At 32.1% G+C, this 19008-nt stretch carries 7 protein-coding genes; 4 read left to right on the forward strand and 3 right to left on the reverse strand.

Translation table 11 applies throughout. The annotated features are described in order from the left end of the window. Positions 1-18: 18 nt before the first annotated feature. A complete protein-coding gene (locus tag GCL60_RS02040; protein ID WP_153418196.1) occupies positions 19-11853 on the forward strand; it encodes a fibronectin type III domain-containing protein in 11835 nt (3944 codons plus the stop codon). A gap of 5 nt (positions 11854-11858) precedes the next feature. On the opposite strand, the gene GCL60_RS02045 is transcribed toward GCL60_RS02040, so the two are convergent. Beyond that, a complete protein-coding gene (locus GCL60_RS02045) occupies positions 11859-13616 on the reverse strand; it encodes a LysM peptidoglycan-binding domain-containing protein (RefSeq protein WP_153418197.1) in 1758 nt (585 codons plus the stop codon). A gap of 169 nt (positions 13617-13785) precedes the next feature. On the opposite strand from GCL60_RS02045, the gene GCL60_RS02050 reads away from it, so the two are divergent. Further along, a complete protein-coding gene (locus tag GCL60_RS02050) occupies positions 13786-14415 on the forward strand; it encodes an EcsC family protein (RefSeq protein WP_153418198.1) in 630 nt (209 codons plus the stop codon). Positions 14416-14428: 13 nt separating this feature from the next. On the opposite strand, the gene GCL60_RS02055 is transcribed toward GCL60_RS02050, so the two are convergent. Both GCL60_RS02055 and GCL60_RS02060 read right to left on the reverse strand, forming a co-directional pair. Next, the gene (locus tag GCL60_RS02055) at positions 14429-15403 is read right to left on the reverse strand and encodes a CobW family GTP-binding protein (protein WP_153418199.1); all 975 of its coding nucleotides are present in this window, start codon (positions 15401-15403) and stop codon (positions 14429-14431) included. A 57-nt stretch (positions 15404-15460) separates the two neighbouring features. Next, positions 15461-16444: a FliG C-terminal domain-containing protein gene (locus GCL60_RS02060; RefSeq protein ID WP_153418200.1), complete on the reverse strand. Its 984-nt coding sequence runs from the start codon at positions 16442-16444 to the stop codon at positions 15461-15463. A gap of 90 nt (positions 16445-16534) precedes the next feature. Here GCL60_RS02060 and GCL60_RS02065 point away from each other — a divergent pair, with 90 nt between their 5' ends. Further along, complete coding sequence (locus GCL60_RS02065) at positions 16535-16978, forward strand: acyl-CoA thioesterase (RefSeq protein WP_153418201.1); 444 nt, start codon at positions 16535-16537, stop codon at positions 16976-16978. A 3-nt stretch (positions 16979-16981) separates the two neighbouring features. Next, entirely contained in the window at positions 16982-19006 is a 2025-nt protein-coding gene (locus GCL60_RS02070) for an acetoacetate--CoA ligase (protein WP_153418202.1), read from the forward strand. Positions 19007-19008 lie beyond the last annotated feature (2 nt).

Below are 19008 nucleotides of genomic sequence, written 5' to 3' on the forward strand. Positions count from 1 at the left end.
TTATCATGAGGAAGATTATTGAAAATTAATATTATATCAAAATTTTATATATTTATGATATTAATTAATATGTTTTGTCTTTCTTGTAACTATAATCCTTTAGGGGGTTCCAATTCACATGTGGATATTGGAAATACTCCATTTTTAAATACACCAGCATCGTTTTATATCACATCAGCTTTAGCGGATGATAGCAAAGTTTATTTAAACTGGTCCGATTCACTTCGAGCTGATAATTATTCTGTAGTTTACGGAAGTTCTAGCGGAAATTATCCGAATAAAGTTAAATCTTGCAGTTCAATAAAGTTAAAAAAATGTTTAGTCGATAATTTATCAAATGGTGTTACTTATTATTTTAGTATCATAGCTACAAATAAATATGGCTCTATTAATTCAACAAATGAAGTTTCATTAACGCCTTCAATTTTTTCAATTATTGTTAAACCAAGTTCTCAAACTGCTTTGATAACTTGGGGCAATATTGATGGTGGATTAGGAAATACAACCTATACACTTCAATATGGAACTTCACCAGGAAGTGTGTCTCAAAGTATTTCTGGAGTGACAAGTTCTTATTTGGTAACAGGTCTCATTGATGGGTTTACTTATTATTTTCAGATTATTGCAAGCAATGACTCTGGAAATGTAGCAAGTAACACAGTATCAGCGCTTATCATAAATCCTCCATCTACTCCTACTTGGAATGGATCACCAAGCATTACTTCAAATTTAGTTACTTTAAATTGGAATGCCGCAGCCGGATCGGGAACAATAACATATTCATTATATCGTAGTTTAGTTTCTGGAAGTCAATATGAAATTGTCCCTAGTTGTTCATCTATTAGTGCTTTAACTTGTACTGATGATGCAGTAAATTTAATTCCTGCAAATTTATATTATTATATATTAATTGCGACAAATGAAGGAGGAAACTCTCCTTCTTCTTCAGAAATAAACATCACTACATATCCTGCAATACCAAATACTTTACTTGTCTCAGCTGCTTCTGCATCTAGTAATTTATTAAGTTGGTCATCTTTATATGGAAATGCTAATATTACGTTTAATATATATAGATCAATATCATCACCTGTTGGGATTATAATTGGAAATAAAATTGGAACTTCAAGTTCAACATATATTTCACCTAATTTAAATTATTTAGATATCACTTCATTTTTAGAAAATAAAATATATTATTATACTTTGACAGCAACGGACATAAGTGGAACTTCTTCAAATTCAATTGAACAAAGTATACCCTCTTCTTTATTAACAGCGCCTTCTTTATTGTCTTCTTCATCTGTATCTTCAAATTCACTAACATTAAATTGGACATTAAGTGTTGGAAACGCTCCATTAACTTTTAATGTTTATAGATCATTGACAAGTTCGCCAGCTAGTTGGGGTAGTCCTATTTATTCTGGAACATCTTCTTCGTTTATAGATAGTTCATTATCGGAAAATACGAATTATTATTACAAAGTTGGCGCATTAAATTCAAGGCCAAATGCAACGGAACAGGTTTCATCAGTATTTAGTACTTTAACTGCTTTACAAACGCCTCCTTCATTACTATCACCTACAAATGTAACTTATAATTCAATTACATTAAATTGGAATAGTTTACCAAATAATGGAACAGTTACTTATCAATTATTTAGATCTACTACGGGTTTAGCAGGAAGTTGGGGATCTGCTATTTTTACGACAACTTCAGCACTTACGTATACAGACAGTACAGGTTTATTAGAAAATAAAAATTATTATTATATGTTAACGGCTATAAATAATGCTACTGGTGCAACGGCATTGAGTTCAAATATAATTTCGGTAGCCACGGCTATAAATACTATTCCCACATTTAATACGGCAACAAATGTAACTTCATCTTCAATTACTTTAAATTGGAATGCATCACCAAATAATGGAGCTGTAACATATAATTTATATCGATCAACGAGTGGGATTTCAGGAACCTGGGGAAATCCTATTTATACAGGTTCATCATTAACTTACATTGATAATAATAATGGTCTTGGATTATCAGAAAATACAAATTATTATTATTATGTTTCAGCAATAAATAATTCACCAGGAGTAACAGCAGTTAATTCAACTACTTTACAAGTTACCTCTGCTTTACAAACAATACCATCGTTTATTTCTCCTGCAACAAATGTCACATCTAGTTCTATAACTTTAAATTGGAATATTGCGCCAAATAACGGAACAGTTACTTATAAATTATTTAGATCAACAACCGGTTTGGCTGGTAGCTGGGGATCCGCTATTTTTACAACAACTTCAGCACTGACATATACAGATAGCACTGGATTAATAGAAAATAAAAATTATTATTATATGCTTACAGAAACAAACTTATCACCAAGCGCTGTTACATTGAGTTCAAATAACTTTACGGTAACTACAGATTTGCTTTCTTCACCAAGTTTTATTTTGCCTGCAACAAGTGTGACAGACAATTCACTCACAATTAGTTGGAACCCCGTTCCTAATAATGGAACTGTTTATTATAGTTTATACCGTTCTACAACGGGCGTAGCAGGAACTTGGAGCGGTCCTATTAATTCCTCTTCAAGTGCAACTTCATTTAGTGATTCTGGACTTAGTGAAAACACAAAATATTATTATATGGTCTCAGCATCAAATTCTTCACCAACACCAACAACGAGAAGTTCTTCTTCAACAAACGTAACAACTGCTTTATTGTATGCCCCTACTTTATATGCAAGTACAGTTTCTACAGCTTCTGTTACCTTACAATGGAATGCTTCAAATGGAAATGGAGCTGTTCAATACAATATTTATCGTTCTACCTCTTTGCCAGTAAGTACAGCTTCTGGAGCGATTTGTTCTAATGTAACATTAACGTCTTGTACTGATTCTACAGTAAGCGCAAGTAATATTTATTATTATTTAATTACAGCAACAAATTCACAGAATACCATAACCGCAAATTCTCCTATAACGGTCACTACTTTACCTAATACACCTTTAGCTCCAACAATAGTTGCTACAAATGGAACAGTCGTTTTAAATTGGGCGCAAAGTTCGGGTGCAGCAACTCCGTCATTAATGACTTATTTAGTTCAGCGTTCTCGATCTCTTGCAACGGGTTATCAAGATGTAAGTGGCTGTTCAAGTGTTTCTAATTCAAGTTTAACATGTACAGATATTGTTCCTGTAGTTGATGGAAATCCTTATTACTATAAAGTAACAGCAATGACTGCAGGTGGTTCTTCTCCTGCTGCAAGTTCGGCAACAACAGTGACTCCTATAACTAATATTTCATCCGTGAGTGTAATTGTAACGGTAAGTAATGTCACTTTAAGTTGGAGTGGAGGAACAGGAGCAAGTAATTTTGCAGTTTATAAATCAACAACAGCAGCAGGATCTGCTCCTAGTAATGGTGGAATAAATACGGGTTGTACCAGCTCACCTTGTTCCTTTAGTGTTTCTTCTGGGCAAGAAATTTATTACACAATTGTTGCAAGTAATTCAGCAACGAACTCTTCTGCATCTACAACATCAAATGAATATTCTGCTGTTGTTCACTCTTCTCCAATAGGAACTTTAATAACTCAACCTAATCAAGTTTCTTTAACTTGGAGTTCTGTAGCAAATGCAACAAATTATACAGTTTATTATTCTTCAACATCTGGGACTGCAATTAGTGGAGGTGTTGTAGGCTGCGATGCAAATTTATCTCTATCATGTTCAATTACAGGATTAACAAATGGGCAAACCTATTATTTTGCTATCGTTATTACAAAATCAATTGGTGGTACGTTTAATGGAACAGAAGAGCTTGGTATTCCTATAGGCAATTTTGATATTACATCTATATCTCCCACAAGTGCAACAACCGCAAATATTAATTGGAGTACTTCTTTAGGTGCAACTAGCTATGATATTATTTATGGAACAAGTTCTGGAAATTATACTGTTACTTTGCCCACGGTGAGTTCTTCAGTTACCTTGCCGTATTCTTTTTCTGGGCTTTCTGCAGGAAATTTATATTATGTGATGGTAGTTGCAAAAAATGCCTATGGCTCGGTTAATGCAAATGCAGAACAGCAATTACAAATGCAAGTTGGTACGCCAACGGGCCTTTCTGTTTCTAGTGTGACTTCATCTTCTTCTTCATTATTTTGGAATATATTTTCAGGAAATCCTAATGTAACATATAATATTTATCGTTCAAATAGCAACTCTTCCCCATTTGTTGCAAATCCATCAGCCGCTGCTTGTTCTATCGTTTCAACAAGTTCGCCAAATAATGTGTGTACGGATTCAGGTTTAAGCGAAAATACAAATTATTATTATGTAATTACTTCATCTAATTCACTAGGAGAATCGGCTCAATCAAGTATAGTTTCTACAACTACAGCATTAAGTACAATTCCATCATTTAATACAACAACAAATATTACTCCATCTGCTATGACATTAAATTGGAATTCTGCCCCTAATAATGGCGCAGTTGCGTATAAACTTTATCGTTCTACATCAAGTGCAACTGGTCCATGGACAGGGCCAATAAACTCATCTTCAACTGCATTAACTTATTCAGATACTGGTTTATCTGAAAATACAAACTATTATTATTATGTTTCTGCAACAAATACAGCTCCAAGTGCTGTTCCATTAAGTTCTTCGGTTCTTTCTATATCTACTGCTTTATCTACTATTCCGACATTTATAACTCCAGCTACTAACGTAACAGACAATAGTCTCACTTTAAATTGGAATTCAGCACCAAATAATGGAATCGTTACTTATAAATTATATCGCTCAACAAGCGCAACAGGCCCTTGGATAGGTCCTATTAATACACCATCTAGTTTAACTTCATTTTCAGATACAGGTTTATCTGAAAACACAAATTATTATTATTATGTTTCAGCATCTAATTCTTTATCAGGAGCTGCCGCTATAAACTCTGCGGTAACTCAGGTAACTACAGCGATTTCGACAACTCCTACTTTTATTACACCTGCAACTAGTATAACAACTTCTAGTTTAAAATTGAATTGGAATTCAATTCCAAATAATGGAACAGTTACTTATAAATTATATCGATCAACAACAGGGGCCTTGGGAAGTTTTGGTTCTGCTATTTTTACCACAAATTCAGCAACTTCTTATTCTGATTCCGCATTGAGTGAAAATACAAATTATTATTATCAACTAACTGTTACGAATAATGCACCGAGTGCTCAAACAATAACATCATCGACATTTTTAGTAACTACAGCTCTTGTCACAACTCCAGTTATCATTTCAGTTACAAATGTTACTTCTTCTGCTTTGAAAATAAGTTGGAGCTCAGCACCAAGTAATGGTTCTGTTACCTATAATTTATACCGTTCCTTAACGGGGAGTGCGGGAAGTTGGGGTACAGCTATTTATTCTACTTCAAGTGCAAATTTTTATAATGATTCTGGTTTAAGTGAAAATACAAATTATTATTATATGGTCTCTGCAACAAATAATTCTGGTGCAACAAATATAAATTCAAATTCATATTTAGTTACGACAGCAATAGCAACTTTACCATCATTTATTATATCATCGACAACGGCCACTGCAACTTCTATACAACTGACATGGAGTACAATTCCGAATAATGGAACTGTTACTTACAGTTTGTATCGCTCTACAACAGGAATTGCAGGTACATGGGGCACTGCAATTAACACCACAACGAGTGGGACAAGTTATTCAGATACAGGATTAAATGAAAATACGATTTATTATTATTTATTAACAGTAAGCAATAATGCTCCAGGGGCAACGCCTCTTAATTCTACAACTTATTCAGTAACAACAGACTTACAATCGTTGCCAACATTTAATTCAGCAACAAATATTACATCAAGCTCCATTACTCTGAATTGGAATTCTTTTGCTAATAATGGAACAGTTACTTATAAATTATATCGATCTTTAACCGGTGCTGTAGGAAGCTGGGGATCACCTATAAATACCCCATCCGCTTTAACAACATTTACAGATTCGGGATTAAGTGAAAATAATATTTATTATTATATGGTAACAGCTTCCAACTCAACAATTACGCCAACAACAAAAAATTCTACAACTCAAACAAATACAACAGCATTAGCAACTCCTCCTGTATTAACTAATATTGCTTATTCAACAACAACGGGAACATTTCAATGGAATGCAGTCTCTGGAAATGGATCTGTAAATTATTCTTTGTATCGTTCGACTTCTTTACCAGTCAGTACTTCAGGAGGGGCTATTTGTACAAATCCTGCTAGTAATACTTGCACAGATAGTACAATGGTATCAAGTTCAGTTTATTATTATGTTGTTACGGCAACAAACTCACAAAATACAGTTACCTCCACTGTTATTACAGTAACAACAAAACCAAATACACCAACAGCACCCACAACAAGTGCAACAGATGGTTCTGTTACGATAACATGGGCTTCCAGTGTAGGATCTGGAACATCGGCAATTACATCATATTATGTTCAAAGATCTAGAGTATTAGGTTCTGGATATCAAAATGTAAATGGATGTACAAATATTTCAGATTCAAGTCGCTCTTGTATTGATATTGTTCCTACAGTTGATGGAAGTCCTTATTATTATAAAGTAACAGCATTTACTCCTGGCGGAGATTCTTTAGCTGCGAGTTCTGCAACTACGGTAACACCAATAACACCAATTACTTCTGTTACAACAGTAACATCATCAACAAATATTATTTTAAGTTGGAGTGGCGCAACGGGTGCTTCTTCTTACAAGGTATATAGTTCAACAACGGTTGGAGGCTCTGTTCCAGCCACAGGAACATTAACGGCTTGTTCTTCTTCTCCATGCAATTTTACGGTAGGAACTCTTGGTCAAACGATTTATTATACTATTGTTGCTTCAAACTCAGGAACAAATACAACAGCAACAACTCAATCTGCAGAAGCTTCGGCGACTCCTTTAAATTCTCCGTTATTACAAGTAACAGCGCAAAATTCTCAAATTACTGTGAGTTGGTCTTCAGTAACAAACGCAACGAATTATAAAATTTATTATTCTTCAACATCAGGCCAAGCAATCAGCGGAAATGTATTGGGATGTGATGCCTTGTTAACTTTGTCTTGCACAATTTCTGGATTAACAAATGGTCAAACATATTATTTTGCTCTTTCTGTAACAAGAAGTATTGGTGGAACTTTTATTGGAACGGAAGCATCTGGTGTACCAATTGGAAGTTTATCCATAACTTCTATTCTCTCTGCAACAAACACGGCTAATGTAACGTGGACAACCTCTTCTGGAGCAACGAGTTATGATGTGACTTATGGAACTGTTTCTGGAACTTATACAAATACTTCAAATATTGTTGCTGTCGCTGGATCTAGTCAGTCAGCTACGATTGCATCTTTAAGTGCAGGCACAACGTATTATTTTATGGTTCGAGCAAAAAATTCAAATGGCTCGGTTAATGCTAATGCTGAATATATTACTGTGACAACTCCTATTTCGCCTTCTGGATTTTCTATTTTAGGAGCTTCAAATAATACTTCAACTTTGCAGTGGAATAATAACGTAACAAATTTAGGAATTACATATAAAGTATATCGTTCCTCTCAAAGTAGTTTTAATATAACAGATTCTGGTGTTGTTTTTGCTTGTTGGTTTTATACAGCTTCATCATCTCCATCACAATTAAGTTGTGTTGATAATACAACACCAACATTAACTGAGAATACAAAGTATTATTATAAAATTATCGCAGTTACAGATGCGGTAGTTTCTATTTCATCTCTTTCTTCAAGTTCTTCAAGCGCCATTTCTGTTACAACTCAATTTAATCCAACAAATAGTTACAGTTTAAGTGTTTCGAATTTAACTTCTACTTCTTTAACACTGACCTGGAATTTAAATGTAGGTAGTGAGTCTATTTCTTATGCTGTATTTCAATCAAATTCTGCATCAGCAGCATCAACTGGTGTTGTTATTAATTGTTCTCCTGCTGTTTCAAGTTCCTTGCCAACGGCAACAAACGTTTGTAATGTATCAGGCTTGTCTCAAAATCAACAATATTATTTTGCTGTAAAAGCATCTAATAATGCTCCTCTTGGTTCAACAACATTGATATCAAATGATCTAGCTGTTGTAACGCCAATTGCATCAAATACAACTTTTACACCTATTGCTTCAAATGTTTCAGATACTTCTGTTACTTTAAGTTGGGTATTTAATTATGGAAACTCAAATGTTAATTATACAATTTTACAAAATGGTGTAGCTGTTACTTCTGGTCAAGTATCTACATGTACTTTGTCAAATAAAACTCCTTCAAGTACACAAGTAAGTTGTAATGTTACTGGAATTAGTCAGAACACTTCTTACGCATTTTCTGTTAAAGTAACAAACGTTTCTTTAGCTACATCTACAATTACCTCAAATTCAGTAAGTATTATTACTCAGTTTACTTTAGCAACTACTTTTGTTTTATCAGCAGGATCAGCTTCTGATACAACGGCCACTTTAACTTGGATTATGAATGTAGGAACATCTTCTGTTAATTTTTCAGTTTTATCTTCTGGTACTTCTGTATCGGCTTCAAGTATATCAGGATGTCTCTTAACTGGAAAAACACCATCATCAACTCAAGTTTCTTGTACAGTAACAGGATTAACACAGAATACCAGTTATGCATTTTCTATTCAGGCAACAAATTCGGCAACGGGAGGAAGTACAAGTATTGTTTCAAATACTTTAAATGTTATTACACAAATTTCTGCTTCAACAACATTTTCGGTATCGGCAACCCCAGTTACCGATTTAACAGCTACTTTAAATTGGGTATTTAATTATGGAAATTCTTCTATGAATTATACCATATTAATTAATGGAAGCCCCGTCTCTGCATCACAAATTCTTGGATGCACATTATCAAATGTTTCAGTTTCTTCAACTGCTGTGAGTTGTCAGGTAACAGGATTGGCACAAAATACAAATTATATATTTAAAGTTCAGGCAACAAATAATGCTACTGGAGGTGGTAATACTGTCACCACTTTACCTATAACAGTCATAACTCAATTTACAGCGGGTACTTCTTTTGTTTTATCATCTGGAAGCGTAGCAGATACATCTGTTACATTAAATTGGGTTATGAACGTTGGAAATGCTTCAGTCAATTATTCAGTTTTATCTTCTGGAAGTGCGCTCTCTGCATCTAATATTTCAACTTGCTCATTGACAGCTAAAACTCCCACTTTAACTCAAGTTTCATGTACTGTAAATGGATTGATACAAAATACAGATTATTCATTTTCTATTTCTGCAACTAATAATGCAACTGGTGGTTCATCTAGTATAACTTCTAATTCATTGTCTGTGACAACTAAATTTACATCAGGAACTTCTTTTTCCATTACACAAAGTAACAACACAACTGGAACAAGTTTAACTTTAAATTGGACTTTGAGTGTTGGTTCTTCAAATGTGAATTATACTGTTTATCAATCTGGTAATCAAATATCTCCGACATGTACATTAACTTCTGTTTCTCCTTCTACAGCAGTTTCTTGTTCGATAACGGGATTGACTGAAAATACATCATATAATTTTCAAGTTGTTGCTACTAATGCTAATAGTTCATCAATTAATTCAAATATTTTAACAGTAATTACAGTTCCAGTAACTGCGCCAACTGGTTTAAAGGCGTCTATTCCAAATACAACATCAATAAGTTTGAGTTGGAGTGCATATAGTTATGGATCTGCCCCTGTTACTTATTATGTTTACGCTTCGACAAGTTCTTCTATAACAACTGGAACAGGGTCTTTAGTCTGTTCTAATATTTCTATTTTAAGTTGCTCTACTTCGCTGGTTGCTGGGACAAATCTTGTCGTTGGAACTACGTATTATTTTATTCTTGTTGTAAAAAATTCATCTGGAACATCTATTGCATCTAATAATTTAACTCCTATTAGCATAAAATTTTCTGCTCCCACAAATATAACAATTCCTTCAATAAGTGGGATCTCTACATCTGCTATTGTATCAAGTGCAGGGACTGCAGTAACAGGATCAATTGGAACTTGGACAGATTCAAATAGTTGTTCTTATAAATGGTATTTAAATAACATTCAAATTTCAGGTGCGACAAATTTAACATACACAACCCAGTCATCTGACGTTTGTGGAATATTATCTTTTAGTGTTACCTGTACAAATGGATTAGGAACAAGTACGGTTTATAATTCTTCACCAGATAATTCAGTTGGTATAAATACAACTTCAATAATAAGTGATTATGCATTAAGAGCTACAAATGCAAATGCAACAGGAAAATCACAAATTAAAAGTTATTTAGATCAATTAATTTTAAATAGTTTTCCTTTGCCAAATGTTTTATATGGTATGTTATCAAGCCAAAATATGGGTACAGGAACTGTTATATATGATCTTTATTGTAATGGACATAATGCAACTCCTACTTCCATTAATACATGGGATAATACAGGTGGTGTTATTTCAAATGCGAATGGATTAGGTACAATATCGAATATTTTTACAAGTAACAATTCAACAATAGTAGCCGTTAATAAAAGCCCTTCAGTTGGAGCGCAAGGAAAAGGAGTATTTGGTTATACAGCAGGTGGAGCGATTAATAGTTTTGGATATGGCGCAAATACATCATCTCTTTTATTTGAAAAATTTACTAATATGACATTATTAACTCCTTTAGCTCAGGGAAGATTTGATTTTTGGGGATTGTCACTTAATGGAACAGCCGCTGTTTCTCAATTTAATGAATTTCAGCATATAGATACAATAGATACTGTAAAAACAGGTGGATTAATTCTTGGGAGTTTAGATAATACCGCAAATACGGGATTGCAAGATTACTTAACTTTTGTTTCTGCATGGAACGGAACCACATTTACTGCATTACAATTAGAAACCATAAGAAGAATTACACAAACAACTGTTGCATCTTCTGTAAATAATTTTCCATCTTTTCTTTATGTTGGAAATGCGAATTCCGGACAAAGCGTTAGTGTTTGTAATGTGAATCAATCTACGGGAGCGCTTAGTGGTTGTGGGGCAACGGGATCGGGTTATTCTACTCCTATTGGCTTGGCTCGATATAATAATTTTCTTTATGTTGCAAATTCAGGATCAAATACTTCGAGGTGCACAATTAATACGGTTACGGGTCAGCTATCTTCATGTGGTTCTGTAAATTCATTTAAACCCTATGGTTTGGCAGTGAGTAATGGTTTATCCGGAGCTTATTTATACGAAGTGCAAAATGGAATAGTACAAATGTGCACTATAAATACAACAGATGGATCTTTAAGTGGATGTTCAAATCAAGCAACAGGATATTCAAATACATCTGGTGTAACATTTAATTATTATAATGCACCCTACCTTTATTTTACAAATAGAAGTTCTAGTAGCGTCTATAAATGCAATGTAAATTCTTCTAATGGAACATTAAGTGGTTGCACTTCAACGGGAAGTGCATTTAATGGTCCTACCGGAATTGTGATTAATAATGGTTATGCTTATATTCCAAATGCAGGTAATGCGTCTGTTACTTTGTGTACTGTAAGTAAAACAGATGGTACTTTAAGTGCCTGTTCGATTGCAGCAAGTGGAGGTCTTTATAGCAGTACAGAGGGAGTAAGTGTGATTAATAATTATTTATATATTGCAAATTGGGGAAATAGCTCTGTGGTTAAATGCAATATTTCTTTAACAGATGGCTCATTAAGCTCTTGTGCAGCAACAGGAAATGGTTTTAGTGGTGCTATAGGTATTGGATGGTAAATAATTTATTGAGGTAAATAAGCAGATAATCTCAAAAGAATTCCTATCTCAGTATAATCAAAAGTAACTGGTGGAATATTTGTAATATATCTTGAATAATGTAGACGTGCTCTTACTTCCCAATCTTTTGTTTCATAACTAGAGACAAAAGCGGCTTCATAACCGGTTCCAATTTGAGAAGCATATATTTCATTATTAAAAGGGGTATTTATTAAAAAAGCGGCTTCTCCATTAAATTTTAATTTTTCAAAATTTAGAAATGTATATCCCCCTAAAATCTTTATTTTTGCTGTTGCCATTTTTTCTACTTGCATTGTATTTGAATTGATAGCTCTAAATAAAAGCGCATCACCATATCCATACTCCATGTTTCCATAAAAATCTGGAAAAAAATAATATTTAATACCTAAAAAATAATTTGTAAGTCGAATGATATCATCACCAATTACCACAGAAGTATCTGATTGCATTATTTGTGTTACCCCAAAATTAATTCCAAAATAGGAATATAAACTTGGTGTCCATTTTTGAATTAGGCCGCCTTCTACGCTTATCATTAATCTTGAGAGAAGCTTTGCAGATGTTCCATTATCATTATCCTTTTCGATAAGTCTTAGGTATTTTCCTCCGCCTTCAAAATAAACCATATGATTGCTGTTATCTTTGTCTTCTTGTTTTTCTTGAACTAAACTATTTTCTAGAGTTTGACTTTTTTGAATACTTTCTAAACAAATCACTTCTCCTTCTTTAAATTTAGGATTATTTTTTTTTATGTTTGGATTTAATGAAAGAGTTTGATTAAAAGAACCATTTATTCCATAAATAGGTATTCTTTTTTGGGATCTTAAAATTTCAATTAGGCTTTCTCCTTCTTTTGTTTTATATTCCATGCATTTTAAATTTGCAACGGGTTCGCTTTGCAGGTTTTGTTTAATTTTATCATCTGTTTTTTTGTTTTCATTTATTTTTTTTGTTTTTATATTTTTGTTTTTATTTTCAGTAATAATTTTATTATGAGGGATTTCTTTTTTCTCTGTGGATAAATATTTCTCTTTTTTTTCTTTGTTTAAAATTGGATTAAATTCATAACTTATTTTTAAATTTTCATTTTCATTTATTTTTTCTGTGTTTTCAATAATATGATTTTCTTCATTGATCTTATTAGCTATTATGTTGTTTTTAAATGGAAGGCATAAATTACTATTTATTTTTAAATTTTTAATATCTTTATCTGATAAAGTATTTAACTTTAATGTTTCTTCTAATGAACCCATTTTTCCAAAAATTGGAAATAATTTTTTTTCCCTTAGTATTGTAAATAAAGTATCTCCTTTATGAATTGTATAGTCTTGACATATTTTTGTCGAAATATTTTTTTGCTCAATATTTTCTTTTGGATTATTTTCAATTTTAGGAATTACATTGTCTATTTTTTTATTCTCAATTGTTTTAATGTTTATAGTAATATTGTTTTTTTGAGGAAGGCAGATGACATCTCCTTTGTATACTAAATTTTTATTTTCATTTTTATTTTTACTTTGCAATTTATAAGTTTTAGCAAGAGATCCTTCTTTTCCAAAAATAGGATATAAAGAGTGTTTTTTAAGGATAAAAACTATATTTTCATTTTCTAATACTGTATATTTTTGACAATTATTTTCACTTATTAATACTTCTGATTTTATAGATTTTGAGCAATACAAAGATAGAATGATTGTAATAAAAATAAAAATTTTCAATTTTATAGGATGCAAGCTTTTCAATTTACAATTCTTTCTGTCTAGAAAACATCCATAGGTATTCGGAAAGTTACAATTTTTTTATATTTTTAGTTTTTATTTATTCAAAATTTTGATAGAGGTAAATTATTTTCCTACATAAAAAAGTTAGGAAATATTTATATTGTTTTATCAATAAAGAATGGTTTATAAAATGTCAGAAAAACTGAGTGAATCTTTAATAATGAAAGCCCTTGATTGGGCTTATGAAAAAGCAACTTCAAATGCTTTAATTGGTATTGAAAGCTCTCATACTCTTGCAGAAAGCTATTTAAGAGAAGAAGGCTCATTGGAAAATAGAATTGATTCCTTAATCCGTTGGCAAAATACAAAAGCAGCTGCTTTAGGTTTTGCTGCTGGGCTTGGCGGAATCATTGCTATTCCGGTTACTATTCCGGCAAATCTTGCAAGTGTTTTATTTGTTCAGGTTCGTATGATTGCTGCCATTGCAATCATGAATGGATATGATGTTCGAGACGACCGTGTAAAAACCATGATTTTTGCTTGTATGTGTGGCTCTGCTGGAAGTGATATTTTGAAAAATGTAGGAATAGAATTGAGTACAAAGTTTTTGAATAATATTCTTCATAAAATTAGCCAAGAAACAATTATAAAAATCAATAAAGCGGTTGGATTTCGTTTATTATCAAGATTTGGTGGGACGGGAGTGATTAATTTTGGAAAGGCTGTTCCTTTAGTAGGAGCTTTAGTTGGTGGCACTTTTGATGGTGTGACCACCAACATCATTGGCAATGTAGCTAAAAAAATGTTTTTAAAAGAATAAAATAATTTTCTGTTTATTTAGCAACACAAAGAGAAAGGCCTTCTTCTAAAACATCTTTTGGAAGATGGCGTCCAATAAAAACAATTCTTGTTTTTTTCGTTTCATTTTCTTCCCAAGCTCTGTCTTCATTGCTTCCCATTGTGGTGTGTACACCTTGAAACACGATGCGTTTAGGTTCATCTTTAATATATAAAATGCCTTTATAACGTAACACTTGGTTGCCTAATTCACTAATGACAAGTTGCATAAATCGATTTAAACGTTCCATGTCTAGTGGACGTGTTTCTTCAAGGTAAATACTTTGAATGGAATCATCGTGATTATGTTCGTGGTATTCTTTTGTTATCTCAGGATCGAGTTCGCTTCTTGCTTGTAAATCAAAAGCATTAATTCCTAAAACTTCTCCAATTTGAATATTTGAATTTACTGTTTTAAAAATTTTAGCTATTGAGTTGATAGATTTTATTTTTGTTTCTACTTCTTTTACTTTATCTTCACTAATTGTATCTATTTTATTTAATAAAATGACATCAGCAAAACCAATTTGGTCTTGAGTTTCTTTTATTTCAGCTAAATTGATATCAATATGTTTTGCATCAACTACAGTAACAACAGCATCAAGATAAAAGAATTTACGTAAGTTTTCGTCCATAAAAAAAGTTTGTGCAACAGGGCTAGGGTCTGCCATTCCCGTTGTTTCAATAACAACATGATCAAAATCAATTTTCTTTTTAATAAGATCGAGACAAATTTTTGTAAGATCTCCTCTAACTGTGCAACAAACACAACCGTTATTCATGATTTTAAGCTCTTCGCCTATGCTTTGAACAACAAGTTCGGAATCTAAATTAACATCCCCAATTTCATTTAAAATAACAGCAATTTTTTTACCGTGATTTTCTTGAAGCATTCTGTTTAATAGAGTTGTTTTTCCTGATCCTAAAAAACCGGTAACAACGGTAACGGGATATTCTTTATTACTGCTCATTTGGGAACTCTCCTTGAAAGGGAAAAAGGCTAAATGCCATAAGCTTTGCACCTTTGTTTATACCAAAGTTTCTTCCCAGGGAAATACAATTTTTCCAGAATCCTTTAACTCTAATGCTTTTTTAACAATAAAAGCAGCGGCCTCTTCCGCTTCTTTTTTGGGTTGTTTGTGTCCTTCCCATGACTCTTCAATAAGATGTCTTCTTTTTTTTGATACACCTCTTAAGAATTTTTCTTTTATTTCAGGGCTTTCTAGCCTAAGTCCCATCGAAAGAATTTGATCTGTTAAACTAGAGCATAAGTAAGATAAATGAATTTGATCCAGATCGGCAAGTCTGCTTAAAGAGAGGAGATCTTCTATGAGTTTTTTTGCTAGTTCAGGGTCTCTTAATTTTATCCCTTCAAGGAGTTTTTCTCTTTGATCTTTTGAAGAAACTTGCAAAACACTTTTAATTTTTTCAAAACCACCCGCATTGATTTCTCTAGGATTTACATTTCTTTTTAGTTTATCAAGCTCCTCATATAAATTTTCTAATTCGGGAGTATCGACATGATTCATTTGGCTGATACGTAAAATAAGTTCACAGCGAATAAAATCTTCAAAACGTTTAAATAGGGAGCTTGATTTTTCTGGATTTGAAATAGATAGAACAAGAGATATTGTTTGTGGAAGTTCTAATTTAAGCCAGTTAAAAAGAATTTTTTCATCTAGTTCATCTAATATTTTTCTAATTTCATCAATTAAAAAAGAATCTGAAATACTATCAATCCATTTGGGGTCTTTTATTGTATTATTAGCAGCGTATAATATTTTTTTTGCATGTTCTATTGAGAATTTAGCAGAATCTGAGTTTAAATTTTTAATTATTTTTAAGAATTCTTTTGCAATATTTTCAATATCAGTTTCTGTTAGCATTGGTATTCTTGAAAAAGATCTTAATATTTTTTTGACTTCAAATTCAGGAATATTTTGTATTAATTTACTAGCATTTTCTTCTCCAGCTAAAGCAAGAATAGCTGCTGCTTTTTGTGCAGGCGTCATTTTGTTTTTTCCTTAGTAATTTGATTTTTTACGTACTAAACATTATTTTATCATTTTAAGTTAGCCAACCTAAACTTTTGAGGCACATTAATGTCAACAAATAATCCAATTAGGGTCGTAAGCCCAAGCGAAGTAGTGATTAATAATAAGGTTTATATTCGAGTCACTTCTCATTTAGTTTTAAGTGCGCATCTAAATGCAGCGAATAATCTTTTTGGTGGTCTTCTTGTTCAATGGGCTGATGAGTGTGCTGGTATTTATGTCATGGAAATTTTAAAAACGCATCATGTTGTAACAAAAAAAATATCGGAAGTTCTTTTTAATGAGCCCGCTAAACTAGGTGACGTTCTAGAGTTTTTGTGCTGCGTTAAATCTGTTGGCAAAACATCGATCACGGTAGAATGCGTAACAAGAGCAAAACAGATTGACACAGAAGATAGACTACGTACTATCTTAAACTGCGATCTCGTGTTTGTGAAAATAGATAAATTTGGCCGATCTACCCACCATAATTTTGTATTAGAGGAAAGCTAATTTATGTTTAAAGCTCAACAATTTAAAACATTTTTTACAAGTTCTGCCGAATGTCAATGGGAACCCTCACAAGAAAAAGTTTATTCTTCCAATTTGTATCATTTTATAAAAGCTGTTAACTTAAAATTTAATTTAAATATTACTAATTTTGAAGAGCTTTATCGCTGGTCAATTGGGACAGATCATTTAAAAAATGTAGAAAATTTTTGGAGCTTTTTATGGGATTATACGAATATAAAATCGACTATAAAAGGAAATATAATAGCAGAAAATTTAACTTCTTTTGAAAATGTTAAATGGTTTCCAGAAGCAAAGCTAAATTTCGCTGAAAATATTTTAAGGAAAAAAAATAACGATAATGCCATCCTTTTTAAAGGTGAAAATATTCTTTCACGTAATTTAACTTGGCTGGAGTTAAATCAAAATGTTTCAAAAATTCAGCAATTTTTAATTGAAAATAATATAAAAACAGAAGATCGTATTGCTTTATTTATTCCAAATATACCAGAGGCTATTGTCTTTCTTCTTGCGGCATCAAGTATTGGTGCTATTTGTACTTTTTGTTCTCCAGATTTTGGGGTGCAGGGTATTATCGATCGTTTTAGTCAAGTAGAACCTACTGTATTTGTATATTCAGATTATTATTTATACAATGGAAAAAAAATATCTACTATTGAAAAAGTAAATGAATCCTTAAAAAGGCTTCCTACAATTAAAAAAATTGTTGAGATATCCTATTTTTCAGAGAAAAATAGTGAATTTTTGCTTTCTAAAAATTTAAAAGAAAATTTTAAATTTTACCATTCTATTTTAAATGAATACTCTAGTAAAGAAATTTCATTTAAACAATTGCCATTTAATCATCCCTTATACATCATGTATTCTTCAGGAACAACGGGAATTCCAAAATGTATTGTTCATGGGGCAGGTGGTACTTTATTACAACATTTAAAAGAACATCAATTGCATTGTGATTTTAAATCTGGAGATAAGGTATTTTATTATACAACATGTGGTTGGATGATGTGGCAATGGCTTGTATCAAGTTTAGCTTCAGAATGTACTGTTTTGCTTTATGATGGTTCTCCTTTTTATCCATCACCAGATGTTTTATTTGAATATATTGATAAGGAACAAGCTCGATTTTTTGGTACTTCTGCTAAGTTTATAGATTCCATTCGAAAAATTAATTTAATTCCTAAAGAAAAGTATTCATTTCAATATTTAGATACGATTGGCTCTACTGGGTCGCCTTTGGTTGCTGAAAGTTTTGATTATGTTTATTTAAATATAAAACAAAATATTTGTTTATCGTCTTTATCAGGTGGTACAGATATTATTTCCTGTTTTGTTCTTGGAAACCCTATAGGAAAAGTCTATCGTGGTGAAATACAGTCATGTGGATTAGGAATGAAAGTTGAAGTTTTTTCAGATGAGGGCAAAAAGATTTATAGTGATAAAGGAGAACTTGTCTGCTCATTGCCATTTCCATCTCAACCAATATATTTTTGGAATGACAAAGATAATTCAAAATATAAAGCAAGTTACTTTAATAAATATAAAAATGTTTGGCACCATGGTGACTGGATGGAAATAAATGATCATGGTGGTATCATTATTTATGGAAGATCTGACTCCACATTAAATCCTGGTGGAGTTCGTATTGGAACTGCTGAAATATATCGGCAAGTAGAACAGTTTGACGAAATAATAGAATCTCTAGCCATAGATCAAAAATGGGGTAATGATTCTCGAATTATTCTTTTCGTTAAGATGAAAGAAGGAAAAAATTTGAGTGATTTGCTTATTCAGGATATAAAATTAAAATTAAAAATAAATTGTTCGCCAAGACATATTCCAGCTAAAATTATTGCTGTACCAGATATCCCTAAAACAAAATCGGGTAAAATTGTAGAAATTGCAGTAAAAAATATTGTAAATAAAAATGAAGTAAAAAATAAAGAGTCTATGGCAAATCCTGATTCTTTACTTTTTTTTGAGAATATTAATGAATTAACTATGGAATAAAA

Source organism: Silvanigrella paludirubra, assembly GCF_009208775.1.
GTDB lineage: Bacteria > Bdellovibrionota_B > Oligoflexia > Silvanigrellales > Silvanigrellaceae > Silvanigrella > Silvanigrella paludirubra.

Coding starts and splice junctions, on each gene's coding strand:
- GCL60_RS02055 (WP_153418199.1), bottom strand. CDS start 15,403: ATGAGCAGTAATAAAGAATATCCCGTTACCGTTGTTACCGGTTTTTTA.
- GCL60_RS02065 (WP_153418201.1), top strand. CDS start 16,535: ATGTCAACAAATAATCCAATTAGGGTCGTAAGCCCAAGCGAAGTAGTG.
- GCL60_RS02060 (WP_153418200.1), bottom strand. CDS start 16,444: ATGACGCCTGCACAAAAAGCAGCAGCTATTCTTGCTTTAGCTGGAGAA.
- GCL60_RS02050 (WP_153418198.1), top strand. CDS start 13,786: ATGTCAGAAAAACTGAGTGAATCTTTAATAATGAAAGCCCTTGATTGG.
- GCL60_RS02070 (WP_153418202.1), top strand. CDS start 16,982: ATGTTTAAAGCTCAACAATTTAAAACATTTTTTACAAGTTCTGCCGAA.